This window comes from Stappia sp. BW2 (assembly GCF_008107695.1).
Taxonomy (GTDB): Bacteria; Pseudomonadota; Alphaproteobacteria; order Rhizobiales; family Stappiaceae; genus Roseibium.
In genome coordinates, this window is record NZ_VIRG01000070.1 from 1,646,668 (window position 1) to 1,672,520 (window position 25,853).

Annotated in this window: 17 protein-coding genes; 9 read left to right on the forward strand and 8 right to left on the reverse strand. The window is 57.0% G+C overall.

Features of this window, described 5'->3' with window-relative positions; translation table 11 throughout:
* Position 1: 1 nt before the first annotated feature.
* Genes tssM through FMN63_RS26615 form a run of 6 tightly spaced genes read right to left on the reverse strand, consistent with a single transcriptional unit; the run spans position 2 to position 10,900 of the window.
* Positions 2 to 3,655: a type VI secretion system membrane subunit TssM gene (tssM, locus tag FMN63_RS26590; RefSeq protein WP_148587076.1), complete on the reverse strand. Its 3,654-nt coding sequence runs from the start codon at positions 3,653 to 3,655 to the stop codon at positions 2 to 4.
* Positions 3,656 to 3,688: 33 nt separating this feature from the next.
* Positions 3,689 to 5,293, reverse strand: a complete 1,605-nt coding sequence (gene icmH, locus FMN63_RS26595) for a type IVB secretion system protein IcmH/DotU (protein WP_148587077.1) — start codon at positions 5,291 to 5,293, stop codon at positions 3,689 to 3,691.
* A complete protein-coding gene (gene tssK, locus FMN63_RS26600; protein WP_148587078.1) occupies positions 5,293 to 6,627 on the reverse strand; it encodes a type VI secretion system baseplate subunit TssK in 1,335 nt (444 codons plus the stop codon). The genes icmH and tssK overlap by 1 nt, the downstream gene beginning before the upstream one ends.
* Before the next feature lie 59 nt (positions 6,628 to 6,686).
* A complete protein-coding gene (tagH, locus tag FMN63_RS26605; protein ID WP_148587079.1) occupies positions 6,687 to 8,405 on the reverse strand; it encodes a type VI secretion system-associated FHA domain protein TagH in 1,719 nt (572 codons plus the stop codon).
* A gap of 22 nt (positions 8,406 to 8,427) precedes the next feature.
* Entirely contained in the window at positions 8,428 to 9,021 is a 594-nt protein-coding gene (locus FMN63_RS26610) for a DUF6931 family protein (RefSeq protein ID WP_148587080.1), read from the reverse strand.
* Between the two features lie 52 nt (positions 9,022 to 9,073).
* A complete protein-coding gene (locus FMN63_RS26615; protein ID WP_148587081.1) occupies positions 9,074 to 10,900 on the reverse strand; it encodes a type VI secretion system Vgr family protein in 1,827 nt (608 codons plus the stop codon).
* Positions 10,901 to 11,291: 391 nt separating this feature from the next.
* On the opposite strand from FMN63_RS26615, the gene FMN63_RS26620 reads away from it, so the two are divergent.
* The 9 genes from FMN63_RS26620 to tssH all read left to right on the forward strand — a co-directional run bounded on the left by FMN63_RS26620 (position 11,292) and on the right by tssH (position 23,525).
* Positions 11,292 to 11,981: an OmpA family protein gene (locus tag FMN63_RS26620; protein ID WP_162530115.1), complete on the forward strand. Its 690-nt coding sequence runs from the start codon at positions 11,292 to 11,294 to the stop codon at positions 11,979 to 11,981.
* Between the two features lie 116 nt (positions 11,982 to 12,097).
* Positions 12,098 to 13,381, forward strand: a complete 1,284-nt coding sequence (locus tag FMN63_RS26625; protein WP_148587083.1) for a type VI secretion system protein TssA — start codon at positions 12,098 to 12,100, stop codon at positions 13,379 to 13,381.
* Between the two features lie 270 nt (positions 13,382 to 13,651).
* Entirely contained in the window at positions 13,652 to 14,206 is a 555-nt protein-coding gene (tssB, locus tag FMN63_RS26630; RefSeq protein WP_148587084.1) for a type VI secretion system contractile sheath small subunit, read from the forward strand.
* Entirely contained in the window at positions 14,207 to 15,730 is a 1,524-nt protein-coding gene (tssC, locus tag FMN63_RS26635; RefSeq protein WP_148587085.1) for a type VI secretion system contractile sheath large subunit, read from the forward strand.
* 205 nt (positions 15,731 to 15,935) lie between these two features.
* The gene (locus FMN63_RS26640; RefSeq protein WP_148587086.1) at positions 15,936 to 16,421 is read left to right on the forward strand and encodes an Hcp family type VI secretion system effector; all 486 of its coding nucleotides are present in this window, start codon (positions 15,936 to 15,938) and stop codon (positions 16,419 to 16,421) included.
* Positions 16,422 to 16,484: 63 nt separating this feature from the next.
* A complete protein-coding gene (gene tssE / locus FMN63_RS26645) occupies positions 16,485 to 17,117 on the forward strand; it encodes a type VI secretion system baseplate subunit TssE (protein ID WP_148587087.1) in 633 nt (210 codons plus the stop codon).
* The gene (gene tssF / locus FMN63_RS26650) at positions 17,114 to 19,111 is read left to right on the forward strand and encodes a type VI secretion system baseplate subunit TssF (protein WP_148587088.1); all 1,998 of its coding nucleotides are present in this window, start codon (positions 17,114 to 17,116) and stop codon (positions 19,109 to 19,111) included. The genes tssE and tssF overlap by 4 nt, the downstream gene beginning before the upstream one ends.
* Positions 19,075 to 20,691: a type VI secretion system baseplate subunit TssG gene (tssG, locus tag FMN63_RS26655; protein WP_162530116.1), complete on the forward strand. Its 1,617-nt coding sequence runs from the start codon at positions 19,075 to 19,077 to the stop codon at positions 20,689 to 20,691. Before tssF ends, tssG begins: the two co-directional genes overlap by 37 nt.
* Before the next feature lie 26 nt (positions 20,692 to 20,717).
* Positions 20,718 to 23,525, forward strand: coding sequence for a type VI secretion system ATPase TssH (gene tssH, locus FMN63_RS26660; RefSeq protein ID WP_148587090.1), 2,808 nt, complete (start codon positions 20,718 to 20,720; stop codon positions 23,523 to 23,525).
* A gap of 94 nt (positions 23,526 to 23,619) precedes the next feature.
* On the opposite strand, the gene FMN63_RS26665 is transcribed toward tssH, so the two are convergent.
* The gene (locus FMN63_RS26665; RefSeq protein WP_148587091.1) at positions 23,620 to 23,916 is read right to left on the reverse strand and encodes a PAAR domain-containing protein; all 297 of its coding nucleotides are present in this window, start codon (positions 23,914 to 23,916) and stop codon (positions 23,620 to 23,622) included.
* Between the two features lie 107 nt (positions 23,917 to 24,023).
* Positions 24,024 to 25,808 carry a M23 family metallopeptidase gene (locus FMN63_RS26670; RefSeq protein ID WP_162530117.1) on the reverse strand — a complete coding sequence of 595 codons (1,785 nt, stop codon included), beginning with the start codon at positions 25,806 to 25,808 and terminating at the stop codon, positions 24,024 to 24,026.
* Between the last annotated feature and the right edge of the window lie 45 nt (positions 25,809 to 25,853).

Genomic DNA, 25,853 nt, shown 5'->3' on the forward strand with positions numbered 1-25,853 from the left:
TCTAGAAACTCGTGGGGCAGCTAAAGTCCCCCACTGCCGACAGGAAGAACGGGTTCGGTTTCGTTCTCAACGTCACCGTGAAGGCAACCTGTCTGCCGCCGAGCGTCTCACGAACAACAAACTTGTTCTGACCGGAACTGACCCTGTTGTCGCGGACGAAGCGGTAAAAGGCCCAGTCGCCATGGATTTCTCGGCGTGACCGGTAGCCCGGAACTTCCGGCTGAATCACCAGAACCACACGCGGCGTTGCCGTGTTGCTGGGCCAGTCGAAGTTGGCCGGCAGCGGCTCGATTTCCGCATTGAAACCGGGGCCACGCGTCACCAGCACAAGATTACCGTTTACCTCCAGGCTGGCCGCGTCAGCCTGCTGTGACAGCGCCCGGGGAACCACCTGAAGTCCAACGGACGGGAACGCATTGCCTGTCGGGAAGAAGGCCTGTTTGATCAGGTCCGCGCGTTCGAACTGTCTGAGCGTTGCATTCGACAGGCGGTCTGCCTGCGAGACTTCTGGTTTCCAGTTCCACGGTCGCGTCGAGGTATCGACAAGGGGCTTCAGGTTTTCGTCGAAAAACCGCTGCATGATGCCGGTGGGAGAAAACAGCTTCGCAAACTCCGTCATCGGCACTTCGGAACGACCGTTTTCAAACGGATAGTTCCGGGCAACGATCCTGCGGCATTCACCAACAACCTGGGTACTCAGCTTTTCGTTCAACTGCGTGATCGAGGTTTCCTTGTATTCCTCGTCGAATTCCTTCGCGGCCTGAATGATCAGCTTGTCAAAAGGCGGCGGGAAACGCGTGGCGTTGCTTCTCAGAAGAGACGCCTGGATCTGCACGTTGGAATTCGCGGTTTCACTTTGCAGCGGGTTGTTGGCCACGATCAGAAGGTTGTCGAGGATGTTCTTGAAGTTCAGCAGCAAGGCATCGATCTTGCGGCTGTTCTCCCCCTCCACCAGCACATGATAGGGCCGGAAATGATCTTCGATTGCCTTGCCTGGAATGATGGCCGGACCACCGCTGCCTGTGGCCGCACCAAGCGCACCGGACAAACCTCCCGGAGCGATTGCCTGAAGTCCGGCTTCAAGGCCGATACGCTTCAAACCGCCCGACGAATCCAACACGTAGCGCTGGAATATTTTTTGCGCTGCGTCAGTGCCAGCATTCTGCGCACTGCTACCTGACAGGTTTGCGGCAAGGCCTTCGCTGGAGATGTCTTGTGTCAGAAGGGTCTCGCGTCGAATGCTTTCCAGAAGCTGCACGACGGGTGACGTGGGCGCCGACACGGCCTGAAGCGTCGTATAAAGCGGCTTGTCGTTGCGCATCGACTTGAACTTCAGGTTACTGAGCGCCTCTTCCCAGGCTTCGATGAAATCCTGGGTGTAGAGAGCCAGAATCTCACCGGGGAGCGACTGGTATTGATCGGAAAAGGCATCGGCTTCACCCACGTCGCCAAACACCCATTTGTCACGCTCCAGTTCCTCACGGATACCGGCAAGGTTGGGCAGCACCGAAAGATGGAAACCCGGGTAGGTGAAGAACTTGTCGACCGAGACCGTATCCAGCGTGTCGCCATTTACGGTTTCGAAAACCGTCTCCATGTCGGACCCGCCACGCTGTTCCGCGATCCAGTCCTCACTGGCCAACCCCTTGGCGCGTGACTTGAGTAGCGCATAACCCCGTTCTGCAAGGCTGACGCGACCAAGTTCCCGCTGCACCTCGGCAACAAGAATGCCGTCAAGCTGATCGGTCAGGACGTTGCCGCCAAAGTCGAGATCCAGCATCGCCGCGACATGGGTGTTAAGTTCATTCCGCAGGAGCTCGCCCTGCGGACCTGGAAAGCTCTGCAGGAAGTCGGCGCGGAACGAATTCTTGATCTGATCCTTGTCGATCTCCGGCGCGTCGCCCGCGACCATGCGATAGAGCTTCGCAAGACTGTAGAGCGTGTCAACATCCTGCCCACCCGGCCCGGTGCGGTTGTCGAGCACCTCGGTCATCTGCTTTTCGATTCTCAAAAGCAATCGTGGTCGCAAAAGCCGTTCCAGACCACTTCGGTAGGAGGTCACTCCGGCCGCTTCCAGACGATCACGCTGGCTTAGACCAAACTGCTCCATGATGGGCGTGGGCGTGTCACGAGTGTCGTAGCCGGCAGGCAAGTCACGCAACATGGACAGGATGTAGGCTGTGTCCGCCAAGTTATCGTCACGCACCACTCGCTCCGCAAGAACGGTTTCACCGTTGACGCGCACCGTGTCCACGGCCTTGGCGGTTTCGTCGATCAACGCCTTGTTGTTGAGATAACTGATCCCCCACAAGCTGCCGAGACCCAGGGTTACAAGGGCAATGGCCGCATAAGCCGCAATGCGGGATGCTGTCGCCATTCGCACGGCCTGACGGTTGTGCGTCACCCAGCCCGCTTCCCCGATAATCACTTTCGAAAGCAGATCACGCAGGAAGTAGCTCTTGCCCTGACCGGACAGGGCCGCTGCCTGATAGGCTGTGCCAAAGGCCTGGCTCATGGAGCCAATCACGCGGTCGATGGCGGTGCCCTTCTGGGTGCCGGAGGTAAAATAGAAACCACGCAGGACGGCGTTCGGATAATACCGGCTCGGTTCGAAAATGGCATTGAGGAACCCGGTCAAACGGTCCTTGAGCGCCGCGACCTGTGTCGGGAAACCGTAAAGCATCAAGCGGGCGCGCGGATCCGGTTCTTCCTGAAGACGGTCCGCCATTTCCTCGTTGAGGCGTTCCACCAGAAGGTCGAACTCCGCAGGGGCTTCCGACACCATGTTCTTGGTTTTTTCGCGCGTCTGGAAGGTCGCACCCCAAACAAGATTGCGGCGGGTTTCCGGATAGGAACCGAAAAACTCCATGAAGCCTGCAACCGTGTCGGCCTTGGTGAAGATTACGTAGACCGGAAAATCGACCTTCAAGGTCTTGTAGAGTTCGATCAACCGGGTCCGGATAGCATCGGAATGCTGCTTCAGTTCATCGTCCGACAGCGTCATCAGGTCTTCAAGGCTGATCGACACCATGACGCCATTGATCGGCTGCCGCGGCCGGGCCTTGCGCAGGATATTGAGGAAGCCGAGCCAGGCCTCGCGGTCATGTTCTTCGTCGGAATCCTGTGTCGTGTAACGCCCTGCCGTGTCGATCAGCACAGCGGTTTCAGCGAACCACCAATCACAATACCGGGTGCCGCCAAGGCCCTCCAGTTTCTGGGCCTCCCCCTTGGCGCGCGAGCCTGCGAATTTCAAACCTGAATGCATGAGGGCCGTGGTCTTGCCGGCGCCCGGAGGGCCGATCATCAGGTACCAGGGCAGGTCATAGAGATAGGTGCGGCCGTTTCCACTCGAACTCTTGAGTGTCTTCAGAGCATCCTTCATCCGCTCCGACATGATCTGCAAGTCGGCGTCGCTTGCCTTGGGCTGCAGGATCTCGCGTTCAAGCTCCCGATTTGCCTTGATGCGTTTGTAGATCCGGTAGCCAGTCCAACCGCCAATTGTCAGCAGAACAAGAGCGATCAGCGACAACCTTACCCAGAGAGGTTCAAAGGGCCTCACACCGGCAATCGACAGGAACGGCCCGCCAAACCAGATCAGACCGATCAGGGCGAGTATGCCGATAACGATTGCCGTTATTCCGAGCCAGAATTTCATAAATACAGCCTTGTTCTGCGGTTGCCCCGGATATCAGTTGTCAATCACCAGCCCTTTGGCCGGTGGTTTCAGGAAGACTTCCACGCGTCGGTTAAGCGCCTTGCCTTCCCTGCTCGTGTTGGGAGCAATCGGCTCGTCGGCGCCGCGGCCTTCCACTTCGACCCGCCCAGGTTCCTGCAAGACGGCTTCCATGACGGCTGCGACGGCTTTCGCTCTTTCGACAGACAGGTGCCAATTGGTCGGGAACCTTGGATTGTTGCGGATCGGGTCGCTATCGGTGTGACCGACGACCAGAATTTCCCCATCCACCTTATCGAGTGTCTGGCTGACCTGCTCGACCAGTAGCTGAAATTCCGGACGCAATGTGGCCGCTGCGACATCGAATTGCGCGCGCATGCGCAGCATGATCGCCGGACCGGCCTGGGAAATTTCGAGCCCCTCGAGACCAGCCAATTGTGCGGAAACCTCATCGATGGTTGCGTCTTCGGGCGGCGGTGGCGCTGGCGGCGGTTTGGGTTGATAGCCCTCGCGCGCCAACTCTATCGGACCTGACGGATAAAGCGCGGTCGCCCGTCCGGCGACAACTTCGCTACCACTGGACAGAAGAAGCATCAGGGTCACATAGCCGCCGAGGAGCAAGGCGCCCGCGACTGCCGCAACAGACCAGATCGGCACAGTAAACCCTGTCCGCTTCTGCAACAGGTCGAGGCCGCGCCAATGAGGAGAAAGATCGTCGCCAGGCCGCGGCCGGACGCGCCGCAGAATTTCGTGAAGGTCGCGACGCTCGCGTTCAAGGCCCTGCTGCCCTCCCTGGATCGCGCGGTATTTTCCGTAAAAACCGAGCGACAGACAGGAATGCATAACCTCCAGCACACCATAATTGCGGCCTGGGTCCTGCTTCGCCTTTTCCAGCAACTGAAAAAACTCGACGCCGCCGGTTGCCTGACCGAAGAACTGCGTCAGCATGGAATATTGTGTCCATTGATGACGTCCCGCCGAGGGGAGATTCTGCACGATATCATCGGAAGTCGCGCACAGCGCATAGGCAGCAGAACGGATCTGATCGTCCGTAATTCCGGCGCTGCGCAATTCTTTTTCGAACGTCTTGATGGAGCTGTAAACATCCCGCATCAACTGGTCGAACTGGGCATCCGTCATTGTCAGGTGAAGCCGGCCCAGAAGAAGAAGAAGCGGTGCTGCCGCGCGGGAAATCGGGTTTCTGTTGGCAACGCGGATCTGGTTGATGTCCGGCATATGGGCCAATTTCCCGGCCCCTTGCGCTGGAGCTGCACCCGGCTGCGGAGGCGCGGCCTGCGGTGTCTGATATCCTCCCGGCGGCGTTCTGAGATCCGGTGCTTGTTGCTCGCCATATTCGTAACCGGCCGGCGTCGGCGCATAAGGGTCCCGGCCACCTCCTCCACCACTTTGCCAGGGGTCACGCCCCCCGGCTGGCGGATTGGGCGGCGGAGGCGCCGCGTGTCCGGGCGGCGCATGAGGTGGTGCCGGCTGCGGCGGAGCTGGTTGCTGCGGTGGCTGTTGCCCCTGCTGCCCTTCGCTCCATCGCCCGCCCGGATTGGGCATAACAATTGTCTTTCCCTTGCGTTTGGAGACGCCAAAGGGATCGTCATTGTCCGACATCAGCGGCCCTCCCGGACGGCGTAGAACTCAAGCTGCAGGTCCGGCCAGTTGCCGGAAAATTGCAGCCCGATTGCCGAATCCTGGCTGAATTCGCGCCAAAGAGGCGTTGTCTTGTCCAACCGGAAATACACCCGGTCGGTCAGCGCCCTGATCTGCGCCGGCGGCACCGGCATGTGGATCAGAGGGATGCCTGGAAGGTTGGAGTAAACGATCTGGCGCATCTGGCCGAAAGGGCCAACCTTGAAGAGCCGGGGAAACTCGTTCTGAATTTCCGTCAATGGCCTGCGGGCAGCCACTTCGATGACAAAGCCCGCCTGCGAGAACAGATTGCGATCGACAATGGTCGACTTGAACGCATTCGGCGCGAGTTGCTCCAGAGGCAGACGGATGGCCCGCCTGTCGTATCCGGCAGACAGGAACGCCTGAATATCGGCAAGGACTGGCTTGAAAACATCATGCAGCTTGTCGTGATCGTAAACCGGGTAGTTACGGGCCCGGCGTTCTTCCGTCGCGAAGGTCGCAAGTTCTCCTGCAAGCTGCAAGAACTGGGAATAGAGCCGTTCCGGATGCACATACGCCGACTTGCGCAGATGCATCAGCAAAGGGTACGTGCGGTTGAGCAACTGAAGGGTCAGATAATCGAAATTCTGCAGCCCGCCACCAGCCGACGTGTCGGCCGCGTAACGCGCCAGTTCACTCAGTTTTCGCTCCACCCAGCCGATAACGGAATCAATCCAGCCGGTAATGACCGGATGAACGTGGCAGGCCAGGACCGGCGGAGCAAAGGTGCCGTCGGTGATGACGATACGGTCCTTGATTTCCGTAATACGGGCAACCGGCAAGCAGACCTGCCCGGGGTGCGGTGTCGAGCGGATTGAATACTGCAAGCGCGGGTGCGCGACGTCGATCTCTTCCTCCTGCCGAATGGTGGAGGTCGAGTCTATTATGGTCTCTCTGCCCTGAATGTAGCGCGTGGCGGCATCGTCGCCGCCGTTGGCGACTTCAACCGCATTGACGGTCGTCTCAGGAATGCCCAACCAGACAATCTGTCCAGCAGCATCCTCTGGAACGTCGATGGCAGGCGGCGGCGTACCATCTGCCGGGAAATTGAACACTGTCCCATCGGAGAAGATGCCGCGCCCGTAGCGCAGTGCAAATCGGCATTGCTGGCCGACGTCCTGGTCTATTTCCAGTTCCGAGAAACCCCAGGGATAGGGAGAGGCAAAACGGACCCGTTCGTCCACCAGATGCTCCGCGTAGCGGTCGCTCTGCTGGAGATGATGAGGCCGCAGAAACAGGCCTTCGGTCCATGCAACCTTGCTATACCACGACATAAAGGTACTGCTCCCTTAACGCTTTCGCGCCTTCGCGTTCTTGAAAACTCACGAAGGTCTTAATTCATCAATCCGGAGTTCTGTTCCGGATCGTCACTGCTCAATTCTTCATAGCTTTCGGTAAAGTATTGCGTGAAAAGCCCGACCACGCCATCGTCATACGAACCGGACAGGGAACTCCAGCGTTCCTCAATTCGCTCCCAAAGCTTGGCCTTCTGGTTGCCGAACGTGCTTTTGGCAATCTGGCCTTCCGCTTCGATTGCCTTTGGGGACAGCTTTTCCTCAAACCTTCCGGCAGCCTTTTGCATGGCTGCATACGTCCAGACATGATGTTTCTGGATGTCCTTGAACGCCGCCTGCATCGCCTTTGAAATTGGCAAATAGCCGTTTTCCTCTGCGCCCGGTGCCAGCATTGTCTGCAACGCCATCTGCGGGGTTGGCGAAAACTTCAGGGCGTTGTTGCCGCTGCGCATGATCAGCGTGCGGTTCGTATTGCGCGTCATCGCCTTGACCTGGCTGCGGGCTTGGAGCAGCCCCATGAGATCACCGGTGATGCCTTGCAGAATGGCCCCGATTTCCCGAGCGAATGCCTCCGGGTCGCGCCCTTCCAACGCGGCTACCGGAATACCGGCTCCTTCCGCGAAGGCCTTTATGAAGTCGAGATTGGCCGCCACGTTCCCGGCCTCGGAAGTGACCGCCATTTCTCGCGGTGCAAGGGATGCCTGTCCAGTTTCTTGTGTGGCACCAATGACAGGTGCCTCCTCAACAGCCTGCTTTACGGGCGCTGGTTGTTCAGGCAGTTGCGCAGGCACAGGCTCGCTTTGCGTTGCTTCTGAAACCGGAGCGGTCCAGACCGGGGCCTCTGGAAAAGGTGATGCGCTTGGTTCGCTTGCTTGTGCCGGTACCGTTTCCGAAGCTTTCTCCTGCGGTGGCGTGTCCTGCTGAAGTTCCGGCATCTGGAAGAGCGGTTCGCCAGCTTCCCCGCCTGGATTGTCGGAAAGAGCCGGGAAAGGAGACTGCGCGTCCGGCGAAGGGGCGCTGAAAACCGGATCGACCGGAGACGACCCGGCAGATTGCAGGTGGGGTTGCTGGGCCAGATGATCGAGCGGATCCGCCTGAGCAGGCCGCGCGGCTTCCCGTTCACCAACATGCGCATTTGGATCGTAGAGCGACGGGTCAGCCGTTCCCCAGCCATGGCCCTGCTGGCTCCAGACATCATCTACTGGCGTGCCGACGCCCGGGTTAGAAGACGGCGGTGCGTGCCGCCCTTCCATGCCGGTTACCGGAGATGCCCAGGGGCCACCCTGGTTGTCCATCGGATAGTGAGCCGGCGCAGCACCGGCCGGACCGGGACCAGTAGGCCACGCCGAGCCTGCGGGCGGGGACGAATGTTGCGGGGCGTCCCACGGATGAGATTGTGCAGTGGCAACTGGTGTCGCCGACCCCGCCTGATAGGCGGAAGGGGCTTCCAGCGAAACCGCAATTATGTAATCGCCAATCATCAGACGGTCGCCTGAACGCAGCACATGTGCCTTATCCATACGCGTCTGGCTGCCATTCAGGAAGGTGCCGTTCGTGGAGCAGTCGTACAAAATGAACTGCCCGTCTTCAAAACGCACTTCGCAATGCTTGCCGGAAATCACACGTTGCGGATCCGGCAGGCTCCAGTCCAGATGTTCGTGCCGGCCAATATCAAAGCCACGGTCGGCACAGCTGTAAGACAGCTGACCGCCGGTCTCCAACCGGTCAACATTTTCAATCTGGAGCGTTATGCGCATTCCCGCGTCTTTCCTTTGTTTTTTAAACGGCAGACGCCGAAGATTTCACTCTCACCACCGGCATGGCATCACCACCAGCGAAGGACAGACCTGCCGAAAGACAGGATCTCAGAGCTTGCTCGCGTTCGTCCGGCAGGAGTTTTCCAAGAGCAATCAGGACGGCTGCATTCACGGCTTTTGCCGTCAGATGGTCCGGCATCTCGACGCGGTATTCCGGGTTCGGAGACAACGACCCACCGGACCAGCCGGCGGCAAATCCAACCCAAACGGAGGCGCTGTCGCTCTTTGCAGCTTCCGCCGCCGCGTGCACGGCAGCCCGGGCCTCTTCATCGCCTTCGCGGACCCAGTTTTCGCTCAGCTTCAGGATTTCACGGTCATGTTCGCTTGTGACGTTCTCAAGTCCCTTGACGCAATTCATGGCCCACCAGACCGCCTCGCGCTTCGGCAAAACATGGGCGAAGTATTCAATTGCCGTGTTCGGCTCCTCGCTGTCCTGAAGTTCAATCGTATAGTCTTCAGGAGCTACATCACCACCTGGTTCGCTGACCGTCTCCGACAACTCCGGATATGTTTCGAAAACCTGCTTTGCCTTTGTAAAGCGGATTCGTGATCCCATCAGCTCTACTCCGTTTCTTGTCTTGTCGTTTCCGCGGCTAAGGACCAATGCATCAGTTGATCTTCACAAGAGCGCCATTGACCGTGACCAAGGCGTCGGCTTTCACGTTGTTGAAAAGGCCCTTCGTCGTCACCGCCGTCGTTGCCACCACATCGATCTTCAATGCCTCGATCTTGATCGACGCCGGGGTCATGGTGATCTTGCTTGTGCCGCAGATGAACTGAATCTGGGTACCAGCGGTCACCTTCCAATTCATGCCGATCTTTTCTGTCGTGTTCTTGCCGACCTTTTCTGTCCGGTCGACATCGATCTTCGTTTCCCGGCAATTCTTGACATGCAGCAATTCGTTATTCTCGATAACGGTCTCCATGTCTTTCTGGGCATGCATCCCAATGAGTTCCTGCCCCTTGGTATCGTCGAGCACAAACTCGTTGTATCCACCGCCGCCAACTGTCGAATCAGACTTGATTCCGGCCTTATTTTTCTCTCCAGGCAAATCGTATGGCGGCATGTTTTCGGCATTATAGACCGTGCCGACGATGATCGGCTGATCCGGGTCACCTTCCAGGAACTGCACAATGACTTCCTGACCCACACGCGGGATGTAGATGCCACCCCAGTTCTTGCCTGACCACACCTGAGCCACACGCACGCGCCGAGACTGAGTCTTCTCGCGATCCCAGTGAAATTCGACCATGATCTGGCCGTACTCGTCCACGTCGATCTCGCCTTGTCCCACGACTTTCGCCGTTTGAGGACCGGGGATCCGCGGTTTGCGAGTCACGGCTGGCGAGCGGAACGGTATGTCTGAAGACAGAACATCGTATGTCCCGGTGTAGGCCTCTCCCTGGGCCCCGCTACCACCGGTACGATATTGCTCGGTGATGATCTGATGGCTCGCCCGCACGATCAGGTATTCCTTGTTCTGCGGAGAGTGGGGATGGTCTTTCAGCGTGAACAGACCGCCTGCGAAGAAACGCGGTACTTCACCCGCAGTTTCAATTCGCTTGTCGGCAGCCTGTTCGGCTTCCAGGCGAATTTTGCTGAATTTGGTGCCTTGGTTCGTTTCGGTGTAGCGGCCCGGATAGTCGTAATTTTCAAGTGACCCAGCCCGATAGCGAGCCCCGGCGTCGCGTTCAGCTTCCAGCAACGCGCTCGGCTTTTCGAAATCATAGTCATTGACCGCAAACTTTCCAGTCCGGAACTTGCGGGTCGGGATCCAGTGGTAGAGGTGCTCCTCCTTCCTCTGGCTGTCACCGCCAAGAGCGATATAGGGGATGGAGCTGCTTCCCACGATTGAGCTGAAGGACGATTTCGCGTCCGCCAGGATCATGGTGTGCTTGCCGTCGCGCTGTTCGAAGAAATAGGAAATGCCGAATTCTTCCATCAACCGGCAGCAGAAATCGTAGTCCGATTCCCTGTACTGGACGCAGTAGTGGATCTGGTCATAGGCTTCCGTGAGTTTGTTCTGGAAATCGGCAAAATCGTGTTCCCCAAGAACAGAAGAAATGATCTCAGGCGCGGACATGTCCTTGAAGATTCGGCAATTGGAATTCTTGGTGAGCAGCCAAAACCAGGGACGCAGTGTCAATTTGTAAATGTAATAGGAATCTCGATAGCCCATCCATTTCGCGTCGGTCAACAGACCATCGAAATGTCGCGTGTCACCGTTGTTGGTGACGACCTTCACCGTCATGTGAGTCGCGATGGCATTGTCGAAATTCAGGTCTTCTTTCTGACTCAGAACCTCAAGCCTGATCTCAAAATCCTCGCTGAGTCCTTCGTCGCACTCGATGGTGACAACGGAAAGCTCGTCTTGGCCAAAGACCGATGTCAGCTCGGCCATTCGCTTGGCTTGTTTGAGTTGTCCTACGGCCACGAAAAGTCTCCTCGGAAATAACGCGCTTTGAGCATCTGGCAGCCTGGCGGCTACCACGTTTCAGACACTAGGGCGTTTCCGGCAAAAATAGTGTGCTCAACAACACAGTTGATGCAATTATTTTGAACTTCAAACCCTTTTGTGACGAAGAGGGTAAACCCCTCCCCGACTGCGGTCGGAAGGGCTCCTGCCGCCTTAATATATTAAGACCAGCTCACCCACGTCTCCCCCAAAGCTCTCCTCTTGCTTCTTGCCTGCAAAACGACATACTGACATCAAATCGCACTTTAGTGACTTACGCCACACTATTATTCTTATTCATATGGCACGATCCATTTCGAAGCCCAATGCGCTATCGCATCTGAACACTCCACAAGGGAGGATTGAAATCGTGACCCTTTTTGCAACTTCGCTCGCTCAAGCCCCTGCCGTTCGCTCCGGCCTTCGCCGCTCTTTGCTTGCCGCCTCGATTTCGCTTGCCACAGCGTTGCCGATCGTGGGTTCGGCGCCTGCGTTCGCCCAGGATGCCACCTACTCGGCCGATGAAGTCAGCAAGCATTTCAAGCAACTCAAAACGCGTTCGCTGAAGCCGGCCGGCGGAACCCGGGCACTGTGCATCGGGACGCGAGATGAATGTAATCCGAATGCCAAACCGAACGAAGGCGGCCAGGTTGCAGTCTCCAAGGATGGCGGTGAAACCGAGCAGACACTTGTTGTCGACCCGGAAACCAACGCCATCGACGCGGCTTTCAATCTGCTGGTTTCATTCGAATATGCATCGGCGCGACTAAGTCCATCCGCGCAGGCGAATCTGCGCGAGTTTGCCAAGGGCATCAACGACCCGGATCTCGCCAAAGCCACCTTCGTCATCGAAGGCCACACGGATGGAATTGGCTCTGCCTCTTACAACCAGCGCCTCTCCGAAGACCGGGCACAAGCTGTTACGCAGTTTCTGGTGAACCTCGGGGTTAGCCGGGCACGTCTGAAGACCGTTGCCTATGGCGAAACACGGCCGAAGGTTGCCGACGTCAACGACCCGGCCAACCGCCGCGTCGAGAGCAAGCTCGTGCTTGAACAGTAACTTTCCACACATCGAAAACGCCGGACCGGTGAGCTTTCCGGTCCGGCTTGCCTGAACAATAAGCGGGACCGGTCCCGAAAATAGATCCGGCATGCACACCGGGCTGGGGAGCACGAATGAATTTCGATCCGGAAACCTACGGCACTGAGATTGCGCCGGGTGCAGGCTGCGGGCCGGACCTATACGATACGGAGCCTGCCTTCGCGGCACTGCTGGATTCGTGCGAGGAGCTGCTGCCTGAACGGTTCAGCGAATTCGACCGGACGGAGATCGACTTCACCGATCTCTTCAAGCAGATGGACGGTTTTCTGAAGCAGTCCAGAGACCTGAGATTGCTGGTGATTCTCGCTCAGTTCGGTTTGTTGGGCGGGCAGGTCCATACCTTTGCAAACGCCATTCGAATCATTCGTAAGCTGCTGGAAAACCATTGGGACGACGTTCATCCGAGCGATGCCGATTTCGGCCATATGGAGCGAATCGGAGCTCTAGAGTCACTCAATGATCGGCCCTCAGTCATACTTCCACTGGAAGCTGCGCCGCTCCTGAAGACCCGCCGAACAGGGCCTATCAGCTATCGCGCCATTCAGATTGCCAACGGCGACACAACCCCGCGACCGGATGAGCATACGATTTCGCTCGGCGCCATCGAGGCCGCACTGACCTCTGGCGAGCTTGAACAAGATGCCATCGAAGAAGTTCTGAAGGATCTCGGCGAGCTTCCTGATGAACTACAGCAGATTGCCGAGCTGTGTACCGAGAAGCTGAAGGCGAGCGGCGCAAAGGCCGCGCCTCCAAATTACGAGACCTTGTCGACTCTCCTGAAGGAGATGAATGTCGAGCTGAACACTCGCCTCGGACGTCTCTCTCCCGAGGAGACGGAAGCGTCTTCAGCCGAAGACGACGATTCGAACACGGCAGAAGCAACCACCCCGCAGGCGGCTCAGTCTGAAATAAAGAACGCTGCCCAGGCGAAACTCATTCTTGATGCGGTCGAGGAATACTTTGCCACACGGGAACCTTCCCACCCTGCTCTTTTTCTCGTTCGCGAAGCGCGCGGCCTGGTCGGCAAGTCCTATCTGGATGCCCTGAAAATCCTGATGCCTCGCCGGTTCGACGATGTTTCCTTGATACTGGGCGCAAGTGGCCTTCAGCTTTCCAACGACCGTCTTGTCGATCTGAACGACGGCGGTGATCGGGACCTGGGTGAAATTGACGATTTTACCGTGATGGTGATCGAAAGCAGGAACGACGCAATGAAGGGAATTGCAGCGGTCAAGGGTTACTATACGTCCAACGAACCCACCAGCCCTATTCCCCTGTTGCTGGATGAGGCTCAAAACATGAGTTCCGGGTCATTTGCCGGTCTTCTCAACCTGTTTCTGCGGCCCGAAGAGGACTGAGCCGACAGGAGATACAACCCGCCCATTACCTTGGGTTTCCAGCTTCTTACTTGACTCAAAACGCCAACGGGTCCTCAATATTTTCAGAAAAATACAAACCATAGATAGTGTGACAGTCATCACTTCCAAACCCTCAAAAACGAAGTACATAGATATCAACGAAACACAGCGCCAACCCAATAAGAAAATTAGACAAAAAGAGTTGCGCGATAGTTTTTGATTAAAATTGACCTTTTTTCTTCTGGGTCAAAAAACTGAAAGGCAAGTAAAATGGCATCGAACAGTGGGCAAGGTTTTATCAAACGAAACAGACCTCCGCGGGTCCACATTTTCTACGAAGATCCTTTTGACGCGGAACAAAAGGTAGAGCTGCCTTTCGTGATGGGCGTTATGGCCGACCTTTCCGGCGACAACCCAGGCGCTGAAAAAGCCGACATCGATGATCGCAAATTTCTCGACATCGACATGGATAATTTTTCCAAGCGCATGGAAGCGATCGAACCCGGCACCTCCTTCACCGTCAAGGACAAACTGTCCGGCGACGAAGGCTCCAAGATGAGCGTTCAGCTGCGCTTCAAAAGCATGGACGACTTCACCCCGGGCCATGTTGCCGAACAGGTTCCTGCCCTGAAAAAATTGCTCGATGCACGTCGCAGCCTTGCCGCGTTGCGCACAATGATGGACGGGCGTGTTCAGGCGATCTCCCAGCTGGAAGAGCTGACGCGAGACCCGGCCCTGATGCAGGCACTTGCTCAGAAAATGGAAGCTGACAAGGGAACGTCCGCCGACAAGCCGGCAGACGGCGAAGGCACGGAGGAGGCATAAATGAGCAACACCGATACCAGCGCCCAAGCAGGTGGCGCAGCAGCCGGCGAAGTCGCGGTTGAAAAAAGCCCCGAGGAATTCGCCTCGATCCTGAAGCAGAATTTCCGGATCAAGAACGAAAACGATACGGCCAATCAGCTGGTTGACAACGCTATGTCGACCTTCCTTGCCGAAGCCCTTTCCGATCAGGCGCTCATCAAGGAAGACGTCTACGACACGATCGACGAGATGATTGCCAAGCTGGACGAAAAGCTCACGGCACAGGTGAACGAGATCATTCATGCGCCCGAATTCCAGACCCTGGAAAGCGCCTGGCGCGGTATCGATTACCTCGTGCATCAGTCCGAGACCGACGCGTCGCTCAAGCTTCAGTTCCTGAACATCTCCAAGAAAGAACTTGCAGGCGTGTTCAAGAGCTACCGTGGCGCAAAGTGGGACCAGAGCCCGCTGTTCAAGCAGATCTATGAAGCCGAATTCGGACAGCTCGGTGGTCAGCCCTATGGCTGCCTCGTGGGGGACTACGAATTCTCCTACGATCCGCAGGACATCACCGTCCTTCGCGGCATGGCCAAGATTGCCTCGGCTGCACACGCACCGTTCCTGGCTGCGGCCGATCCGCAGCTGATGCAGATGGAAAGCTGGACGGAACTGCCCGCCAAGCGCGACCTGTCCAAGATCTTCGATACAGAGATCCATGCTCAGTGGCGGACATTGCGGGAATCCGAAGACGCCCGTTACCTGGGCCTGACAATGCCGCGCGTTCTGGCCCGCCAGCCATATGGAGCAAAGTCCGACCCGGTGGAAGAATTCGCCTTCGAAGAAGAGTTTGGCGAAGACAGCCACGAAAATTACGCCTGGATGAGTTCGGCTTACGCCATGGCGACCAATGTCAACCGCGCCTACAAGGAATTCGGTTGGACCGTGCGTATCCGCGGTGTCGAAAGTGGCGGTCTGGTGGAAAATCTGCCGACCCACGTTTTTGAAACCGACGATGGCGGTGTGGATCAGAAGTGCCCTGCGGAGATTGCGATTTCCGACCGGCGCGAACACGAGATCTCCCGTCTGGGTCTGATCCCGCTGATCCACCGGAAGAACACGGACCAGGCAGCATTTCTTGGCGCACAGTCTGTCTTCAAGCCTCGCCAGTTCTCCGGACCGGACGGCAAGGACGCAACGGCATCGGACAACCTGTCCGCCCGTCTGCCTTACATGTTCGCAACCACTCGTTTCGCCCACTACCTGAAAGTGATGGTGCGCAACAAGATCGGTTCGACCAAGGAAACGGCGCAGCTTCAACGTTGGCTGAACGACTGGATCATGGACTACGTCGATGGTGATCCGGACAATTCGACCGAGGAAACCAAGGCGCGCAAGCCGCTGCGGGAAGCCAAGGTCACGATCGTGCCCGACGAGGAAAATCCCGGATATTACCGGGCTCAGTTCTTCCTTCGTCCGCACTATCAGCTGGAAGGCATGGACATCGGCATGAGCCTGGCGTCCCGCATTCCGCAAGACGGCAACTGATTTCACGAATTGCCGGCGGGGCGGAAGCCCGCCCCACGGCAAGCATCCTCACCGGATGCAACCCGGTTTTCCCGGGCGGAGGTAAGAACATGGCGCGCATGCGCTTAGGGGTTTGGACCATGAGGTCCGAGGTAGTTGTTAGAAATAGCAGAGTTTGAGCCAGGACTATTTACCTGGCCCTCAACAACCAAAAGGATTTATTAAAATGGCTGTAGATTTTTTTCTGAAACTTGACGGCATCAACGGCGAATCTCAGGACAAGAGCCACAAGGATGAGATTGACGTTTTGTCCTGGTCGTGGGGCGCCTCCCAGTCCGGTACCACCCACATGGGTTCGGGTTCAGGCTCCGGCAAGGCACATTTCCAGGACCTGAGCGTCACCAAGTTCGTCGACAAATCAACCCCGGTACTGCTGCAGCATGTGTCGACCGGCAAGCATATCGCCAAAGGCACCCTGTTCGTTCGCAAGGCTGCCGGTGAAACCCCGCTGGAATACATCAAACTCGAAATGAAGGACATTATCGTGACCAACGTGTCGAGCGGCGGCAGCGGCTCTGATGACCGCATCACGGAAAGCGTTACGCTGAACTTCGGTGAGTACAAATATATGTACACCGAGCAGAAGCCGGACGGTTCCAAGGGTGCAACTCCCGAGTTTGCCTGGGACATTGCAGCAAACGAAAAGAAATAAGGCTTCGGCCGGTCAGGCTGCCGCGCTTCGGTGCGGCAGCCTTTTTTGGTTTGGACCTGCGATGTGGAATTTCGCCCGTCTAAGCAGTTCCGCGAAGGTCATACTTTAGAATTTCTGAGGCAGCAGTCAGCGTGGGCTTGGCCGATGGCTAAATCAAATGTGAAAATGCACTCCCCGCTGATGTGGGCCTTCCGTGCAATGGACGACCCGGACTACAAGGCCGCTCAAGCCAAACAAAAAGAGACACAGGGTGACGAAAACCTCAGGTCCGGCCGTCGACTTTCCAGATCCTACGGTGTTTCGGAGCACGCGTTACTTGCCGAAGTCCGCCGCGACCTTCAAGCGCTGCTCAACACGGTCAACCTCAATTCCGCGCAGGACCTATCAGACTTTCCGGAAGTCGAGAGTTCAATCATCAATTACGGCCTGCCAGACTTGTCTGTCCATATCGTCGATACCATCCGTATCAATCGGCTCGCCGAAGACATCCGCCAGGCACTTGTTCATTTCGAACCTCGCATGGATCCTCGCACATTGAAGGTTGAGCGCGACGACAGTCTCGAAAGCGATACGTTCAAGGTCAGATTTATCATCAAGGCTGAGATTCGATGCGATCCGATCCGGGTCGCAAGTGAATTCGTTGCAGACGTCGATCCTGCCTTTGGCCGCATCAAGATCATCGGGGCGACTGCATGAACCGCGAATTTCTCGACCTTTACAATCAGGAACTGACGTATCTGCGGGAACAAGGGGCCTCGTTTGCGGAGGCTTATCCGGCTGTCGCAGAACGTCTGGGCGGTCTCCTGGAAGACCGGTCCGACCCCATGCTGTCCGGTTTGCTTGAAGGCACAGCTTTCCTTTCGGCGCGCGTTCAACTGAAAATGAAGCACGAATTTGCCGAATTCACCTCAAACCTGTTCGAGCAACTCTATCCGACCGCGCTTGCACCGATTCCCTCTCTCGTACTTGCACGGATCACTCCGAAGTATGGCGATGCAAATCTACGAAATGGCATAAAGATCGAACGTCACGCTCCCATGGAAGCTGTGTTCCGTGAACGGCAGGGAGAGGTTCGCTGCCGGTTCACCCTCACCTCACCGATCACACTCACTCCGCTTGAACTCACCGGGGCAAAGTATCTGAGTTCGGCGGCTCAGGTGTCTGGTCTCGGTGCCGAGATGGCCGAGGACCGTCGGACCCGCGCGGGCCTTTCGATCTCGATGACCCACAGGATGTCCGATGATGCGGAAAACGAAGTATCCGCCGAGGAGGCTCTGAAAAAACCTGAGTACCAGGTATCGGGTTGCAGGATCGACACGCTTCCTGTCCGCTTGATTGGGCCACTGGATCTGGCGGCAAAGGTCTACGAGCAGATCTTTGGACACACGATTGCGCTCTACATCCGCACCGAGGACGCCTTCGGTCAGTCCAGTTTGCAGCGTCTGCCTGTCGATGCCATCGAACAACTTGGTTTCGACGAAGAAGATGCCCTGCTGCACAATGATCTGCGCCTGTTCACCGGCTTCGACCATCTTCGCGATTATTTCAATTTTCCACGCAGTTTCCTGGGCTTCCGCCTGACAGGCTTGCGCCGGTACCTGGACAGGATCAAAGCCAAGTCCTTCGACTTGATCTTTGTCTTTGACGAAGTAGAAAACCGCTTGCCGGCGCACGTTGAGCGCAAGATTTTCGCGCTCCATTCAGCACCCGCCGTCAACCTTTTCGAGCGGCAGACTGACAGGGTACCGATCAAGAAAGGACAGCACGAATTTGCGGTCATAACGGACCGGACGAGGCCGCTGGATTACGAGGTACATGCGGTTACAGAGGTGTCAGCTCATTTCTCGGGCGGCGAAAAGCGCCCGGTCGAACCGCTCTACAGTGTTGCTCCAGATACTGAAAAAGCCGGCCACGAATGGTTTTATACCATCCGCCGTCTGCCGAGGCGTCAGTCATCTTCCGAAGTCCGGCGTATGCAGCCGAGCTCTTACATTGGTACGGAAACCTTCATCTCCATTTCCAGCGGCGCTCAGGCCGCCGCTCTCATGCAAACAGGCAAGAAACGCCTTTCGGAGTTGTCGCTGAAGGTGCTGGCGTCCAACCGGTCACTCGCAGCAGATCTCCCCGTGGGAACAAATCCGGATAAGTCCACTATGGGGGATTTCCGGATCCTGGAAGATACGGGTCTCAAGGTGGACTGCGTGGCCGGACCGACATCCCCAAGACCGCCGCTGCTATCCTACAACGAAAGGCTCGGGGAACAGGGCCATGCCGGAGCCATTGCCTGGAGACTGATCAATATTCTGGCTTTGAACCATACTGGTCTCGTTCACGATGCTGCCGGCCGCGACGGCCAGTCCTTTCGCGATGTGCTGAGCGTGTTCGCGCCGCTTTCAGACAGTGCAGCTGACCGTCAGGCCCAATCCGTCCAGTCGGTATCGACCAGGCCGGTGGTGCGTCGTTTGCAACAAAAGTCCGGAACAGGCGTTGCAAGAGGTCTGGAAGTCACGATCACACTCGATGACAAGGCCTTCGAAGGTGCAAGTGCTTTCCTGTTGGGGGCTGTTCTTGACCGGTTCCTGGCGGAATACGCTTCAATCAACCATTTCACCCAATGCGTGATCGCAACGACTGAGCGCGGGATAATCATGAAGTGGCCGCCGCGTATAGGGGCGAAAGGAATTCTATGACTGGGCCGGCGGACAAGGATCTGACCAAAACCAGCGTTGCACGAGACAAGACCGTCGTACCATCGTCTGCACGGAAGGCTCCGCTGTGGCCTGAAAAAGAAGACGAGACGACGACGGCAGACGGCTCCGAAACCGCCAGTTCGGACACGGTCTGGGCCGAAGTCGCTCAAGAAGACGACCCGTCCGAGCACTCGATTGAATCGCACGAAAGAAAATCGCACGCGATCGAACAGGCAAGGCCTGCTTCGGCAGTAGTCGACGCCACCCCTACCTTGTCCGAACCACAGCAGTCAGAAACGAGAGATAGAGAAGTTTCTTCTGATAACGATGCAGTCCCGGAGAAGGTTGACGAGGACCTGCGCCCGCAAGCCTTGCCTCCCACGACAGAACCAGCAGATGAAGAATCTCTGCCGGAAGCGCCTCGTATCGAAGTCCCTGTCCAGCAGCAATACGCTTCACTGCTCGCAGCGCTGGCTGAGCGCATCCAGAAACATCCCGGCGGACACGACCTTCTGGCCGTGTTGAGAATGCTTGAAGGGCAGACAGCACCCGGACATTCCGAGCCTGGCGTGAAACCCAAGAACGCCGAAGAACCTGCCCCTCCCAGGATCGGCAAGAGTCGGCGCATGATGGAAGACATCGTTCGCTTCGGCCAGGACCCGTCGAGCGAGTTCGCGACGTCCACAATAGAACGCGCTACGCGTGACGGTGACGGCGGGCTCGTTTTGCTGGAGCGTTTCCTCGGCATGCTCGGCCCGCAAGGCGCCCTTCCCTCCGCCTATACCGACGAAGCGATTATGAGCGGGCTGAAGGGCGAAGACAGCTTTCCGCGGTTCCTGGACATGTTCAACAATCGCTTCGTGCAATTGTTTTACCGCGCATGGGCGGATGCGCGACCAATCGTTCAGCATGACCGGCCAGACGATGACCGGTTCCTTGCCTACCTCGGCTCGACAATTGGTATCGGCTCTCCCATCTACCGCGATCTCGACAGGATAGATGACCGGCTCAAGCTGCTCTATGGCGGGCTTATGTCGCCAAAGACAAAAAGCGCTGCCCGTTTGAAAGCCCTCATCACGGGTGTTTTCGACGTGAAGGTGGAAATCGATCAGTGCGTGGGAACGTGGCTTCATCTGGACAAGGATGATCAGCTCAAGCTGGGCGGTTTCGGTCCGGGAGGTGCCGGGCAACTTGGCGCCGACACCATTGTGGGTTCAAAAGTCTACAGTGTTAGCGACAAGATCCGGATCAGAATTTTTACCAGCACATTGGAGGAATACCGGAAGTTTCTTCCACCAACACGGGTTAAACCCAATCCATGGACAGAAAAACTATTTGACCTCATCGATTTTTATCTTGGCCTCGAGATCGAATACGAAATCGAGTTGGCCCTGCCCAAGAGATGCGCGTCTTCCGTTCGGATGGATGCGACCAATTCTGCAACACTGGGACATATCGGTTGGCTGAAGCCAGCTGTTTCCGGATCCGGCGATGATGCCGCCCCGGAGGCAGAGGAAGAAGACATGCTTACCGACACCCGTTTCCGGCCAGTGCGCCGCCACACTACCGTCTATCAATAGGTCTCAAGTCCGAAGGACCGGAAATTATGAGTGACATTACGGTTGAAAAAGTTACCAGCAAAATTAACTCGGTTGCCTACGAAAGCCTGGACAAGGCCATGCGGCTTACCAAGGATGCCGGCCACAGGCATCTCGAATTGCTCCACTGGCTTTATTATCTGATCCGGAACGAAAATTCCGACCTGTTTCATATTCTTCGCCATTTCGATGTCGATTTGAGTGCCGTTGACAAGGATCTGCAGGCTGCCCTCGCGGAACTGAAGATCAATCAAACCGAACTCCCCACAATGTCGAAGCCCTTTCGCGAAGCCTTGCAGGGAGCCTGGTTCGTTGGAACGCTTACCCACGGCGACTACAAGATACGGACAGCCTACGTGCTTCTTGCAATCCTTGGGGACGAGAGCACGCGGACGCAGCTTTTCCGGCTGTCTAAAGCTCTCAACAAGCTCAAGCACGATGAAATAGAGAGCCAACTGGATGCCATTGCCGGATCATCCGGCGAAGTACGGGCCCGGCCAATCGATGGCTCCGGCCCTGTTCCCGGTTCAGCCTCCGGCGAGCCGGGATCGGAGCCCCTGTCCGCGGGCGGTCCTGGAGAAGATGCGCTCAGCCAGTTCACAGTGGATTTCACTGCCCGCGCACGCGCCGAGGAATTCGACCCAATCGTGGGACGGGACGAGGAAATTCGTCAGGTCATCGACGTCTTGATGCGTCGCCGCCAGAACAACCCAATCCTGACTGGGGAAGCCGGCGTTGGCAAAACGGCTATCGTTGAGGGCTTCGCGCAGAAAATTGTCGCCGGGGACGTTCCCCCTGCACTCTTGGGCACACGTCTTTGTGCCCTGGACCTTGGACTGCTTCAGGCTGGCGCCTCCATGAAAGGCGAGTTCGAGAAGCGGTTGCGTGCGGTGATTGATGCGGTTCACGGGTCCATCGTCCCGACGATTCTGTTCATTGATGAAGCGCACACGCTGATCGGCGCCGGCGGCGCAGCGGGAACAGGTGATGCCGCCAACCTTCTGAAGCCCGCGCTTGCGCGCGGCACACTCAGAACCGTCGCTGCCACGACCTGGTCGGAGTACCGACAGCATTTTGAAAAAGACCCGGCCCTGACCCGCCGTTTTCAGCCGGTTCAGGTTGATGAACCTGACGAAGAGAAATGCTTTGCCATGGTGCGTGGCCTTCTCGGCCCGATGGAAGATCATCACCAGGTTCGCATTCTGGACAGTGCTGTTCGCTCTGCCGTGTCGTTGTCCCACCGTTACATTCCAGCGCGCCAGTTGCCGGACAAGGCAGTGAGTGTTCTGGACACTGCCTCGGCACGGGTCAACATTTCGCAAGCAGCCCAGCCCGCCCGATTGCTGGACCTGGTTGCAAGGAAAGGCTTTCTGGAGACCGAGAAAAAGGCTCTTACGAACGACGCCGAACTGGGCATGGAAAATCAGGAACAGCTCGACGCTCTTTCCGATGCGATTGCGGAAACCGAACGCGATATCGAGACTGTCCGCACGCAATGGGAAAACGAACGCAAACTTGTTGCCGGCATCCGGCGCCTGAATGCTGCACTCGCAAAGCTGCGCGGCGGTGATCCTGCGCCTCACCCGGAAAGCGAGGAAATCGAAGATCCGCAGGACGACAAACCTGCTCTCGTTTCTATCGATGAGATCGAGCTTGATCTCGATGTCGACCTGACCAGCGAAGACGCCATTCGGGAAGCCCTCGTGGCCATGCGCACGGAGCTTTCAGAAATCCCGGAAGACGAGCGCATGGTTTATGCCTATGTCGACGATGAAGCTGTGGCCAGCATTATTTCCGACTGGACCGGCGTTCCCGTCGGCAGGATGGTGCAAGATGAAATGCAAACGATCCTTTCGCTCACGGACAGTCTCAACAAACGGGTGATCGGTCAGGCTCACGGGCTGGCGATGATCTCGAAGCGCATCGAAACCAGCCGTGCCCAGTTGGGCAATCCGGACAAACCCATCGGGGTGTTCATGCTGTGCGGTCCTTCCGGTGTCGGCAAGACCGAAACCGCGCTTGCGCTTGCAGAAACACTTTACGGTGGTGAAGAAAGCCTGATCACCATTAACATGTCGGAGTTCCAGGAAGCGCATTCAGTTTCCGGTCTTAAAGGCGCTCCTCCAGGATATGTAGGCTATGGCGAAGGTGGGCGGTTGACCGAGGCGGTGCGCCGCAAGCCTTATTCGGTAGTCCTCCTGGACGAGGTCGAAAAAGCTCACCCGGATGTTCATGAAATTTTCTTCCAGGTTTTCGACAAGGGCTGGATGGAAGACGGCATGGGCCGGAAGATCGACTTCCGCAACACCTTGATATTGCTGACCTCGAATGTCGGCACCGACATCATCATGAATGCGGCAAGCCATATGCTGGATGCGCCGGTTTCCAGTGATCCGGAACTCGCGGCGACTGACCCCAATGCACCCGATCCGGAAAAGCTTGCGGAGACCCTGAGACCAGCTTTGCTCGACGTGTTCCCCCCGGCCCTGCTCGGCCGTATCGTGACCATACCCTATTATCCGCTATCGCCTTCGATGCTCGGGTTTATTGTCCGGCTGCAGCTCAACCGCATTGTCAAACGGGTCAAGCAGAACCGGGGCGCCATGCTGAACTATGGTGAAGATGTTGTGAGTTACATCGTATCGCTGTGCCGCGATCCGGATAGTGGCGGGCGCATGATCGATAACATTCTGACCAACGATCTTCTGCCCAAACTCTCGCGCGCGTTCCTGACTGCGCAGATGAACGGTGAGGAGTTGAAAAGCGTTACCTTGAAGGCCACAGAGACCGGTATCGAAATCGAACCGGAAAGTTGATGGATCGAACAGAAAACGCCGGACAGGAATTTATACCTGTCCGGCGTTTCGAATCTGTGCAGTAGAAATTTCTCAGATTATTGAAAACCTGAAGTCAGCCACCGATCAGGACGGTGAAGTCACCCGTGGTGATCATCCCGCCCTTGAGTGTTGGGTCACCCATGCGTGCAGCCGGCAGTATTCCGAGGAAAACCGTCATAGACCCCATTACGATGGGATCAACATTTGCCGGTGGTGGACCGACACAGACACATAGATCCGTCATTCTCGCGGCAGGACGCATGCCGATCAGAACATTGATCTTGCAAGGTGGTGCGATCGGCAGTCCGGGAGGGACCGGCGTCATCGAACACATATGTAAGTCGCCCAGTCGGGCAGCTGGTTTCGTCATGGCAGCCTCTTGTGCTGTTACGCTCTTGCCAGAATGAACTTTCCTGCAAAAATTACTGGGACATGGATCACAGTCTGGGGCATTTCAGCGCTTGTGCAAGGCCTGTTTCACTGCACGCTCAGAATGTCGGCGATCACCGTCCGATAATCTTTAAGATCCTTGCTTCCGACAGACTGCGGTGAATCTGCTCCGGTTTCCATTTCGAAGGCCAGCGGATCTGTCGGTTCGCCGTTGTGCCTGATTTCAAAATGCAGGTGCGGGCCGGTAGAAAGTCCCGTGGTTCCCACATATCCGATCAGATCGCCAGCCTGCACAACCGATCCAAGCTGAATACCGTCGGCAAACTCATGCATATGCGCATAGCGGCTTGTGATGCCGCCCTTATGGGTAAGTTCAATGAAGTTGCCGTAGCCTCCTCGGACATCCCGGTAAGTGACCTTTCCGGAAAATGCCGCGTGAATCGCAGTTCCGGTGGGAGCCGCCCAATCGACCCCGGCGTGGAGGCGTTCGGTCTTCTTGATCGGATGAAACCTCAACCCGAATTTTGAGGTCAGGACACCTTTCACCGGCACAAGCATCGCACCCGACAGGCTGACCTTGCCGCCTTCGTTCACACAGGCAAAACCGCGATTGCCAGGTGCCTTGAGCACGTAGCAGCGAACTGACCAATCGTCTCCCCGCCGAACACCAGCAAAGAGCACCCTGCCACCACCACGCTTCTCGTCCCGGGCGGTGTCCGTGAAAACGAGTGTGACCCTTTCGTCCGGTTTGATCGCCCGCTTGAGGTCGGTCATCGGAGCGAGATACGCGATTGCCTCGCCCACGATAGAAGCGGGCACGGCATTGCGGACCGCTGTCGCATAAAGCCCGTCGATCAGGCGATGAGTGCTGGCAGGTTGCTTGGCCTCCTCGCCCGAAGGTTTCTCCGCAACGATGGTCTTGCCGAACCAGGGATCGGCGCCAGCGACATAACCGTCCCCATCTCGGCCGACTGAATATGCAGCTGTCCCAAGGTATCCTTCGCGCGTGTAGATCGATAACTGCACAGGCCGGTAGTAGTCGCCGATCCGACCCAGCTTATTCGGTATACGAACACCACGAACGGCGATTTTATCGCCCGCGATCAAATCGCCTTTATCAAAACGGTCCCGGACAAATTTCACCAGCGGCTCAAGGACCTCCTCGTCAAAGCCCTTGCCTTTCAGAAAATCCTTGAGTGAGCCAGGCTTTTCCACCTCTTCGCGAACTTCGATCCGGCTTCGTCCCTGGCCGATCGGGCGCTCGGTCAGATAAAGGTTCAGCGTGTCGGTCGACGGTTTCAAGAACACCGGCAAGTCGGGTGAACTATCGTCCGCGGGACGGGCGTCTTCTTCAACCACAATGCCCTCAGCCTCGTCGCCACCGCCGAAATTACCGAATTGAAAGTCCGCTTCGCTGCCAGGTGCACGAATAACCAGATTGCCATCATCGTCCAGCATCTGACTGTCGAGAATGTACGCCGCGGCAGATGGCACTGATGCTGAACCGTCGCCGATTGCAGCAGCAGGTACCGGCCGTTCCGACAGATCGATGCGCCGGTTGGCAGCACCGTCTTTCAAGAGTACCGGGTCTCCTGCCAACGGAATGACGGCTGACAAAGCCATATCAAAAAACGGGTCAGCCGGGACGTCGAGATCCTCCTCGTTGGTCAGTGCCGCATTCTCACCCTCCTCTTCAAGGGGCTGGTCAGTGCCACCGGTTTCCTCTGGATCTTGTGGCGGAGCATTTTCCGTTTCCGAACTCCTCGCCAGCGTGTCGGCGGTTTGCTGCGGTCCTGCTTCCTCGGGCGGAGAGAGGGAAATCGCGCCGGTGGAAATCAGGTGCGCAATCCCTCCTGCAGCGCCGCCCAGCACGAGAAAGCCTATTGCCAGTGCGGCATAGAGAATTATGGGTGACCG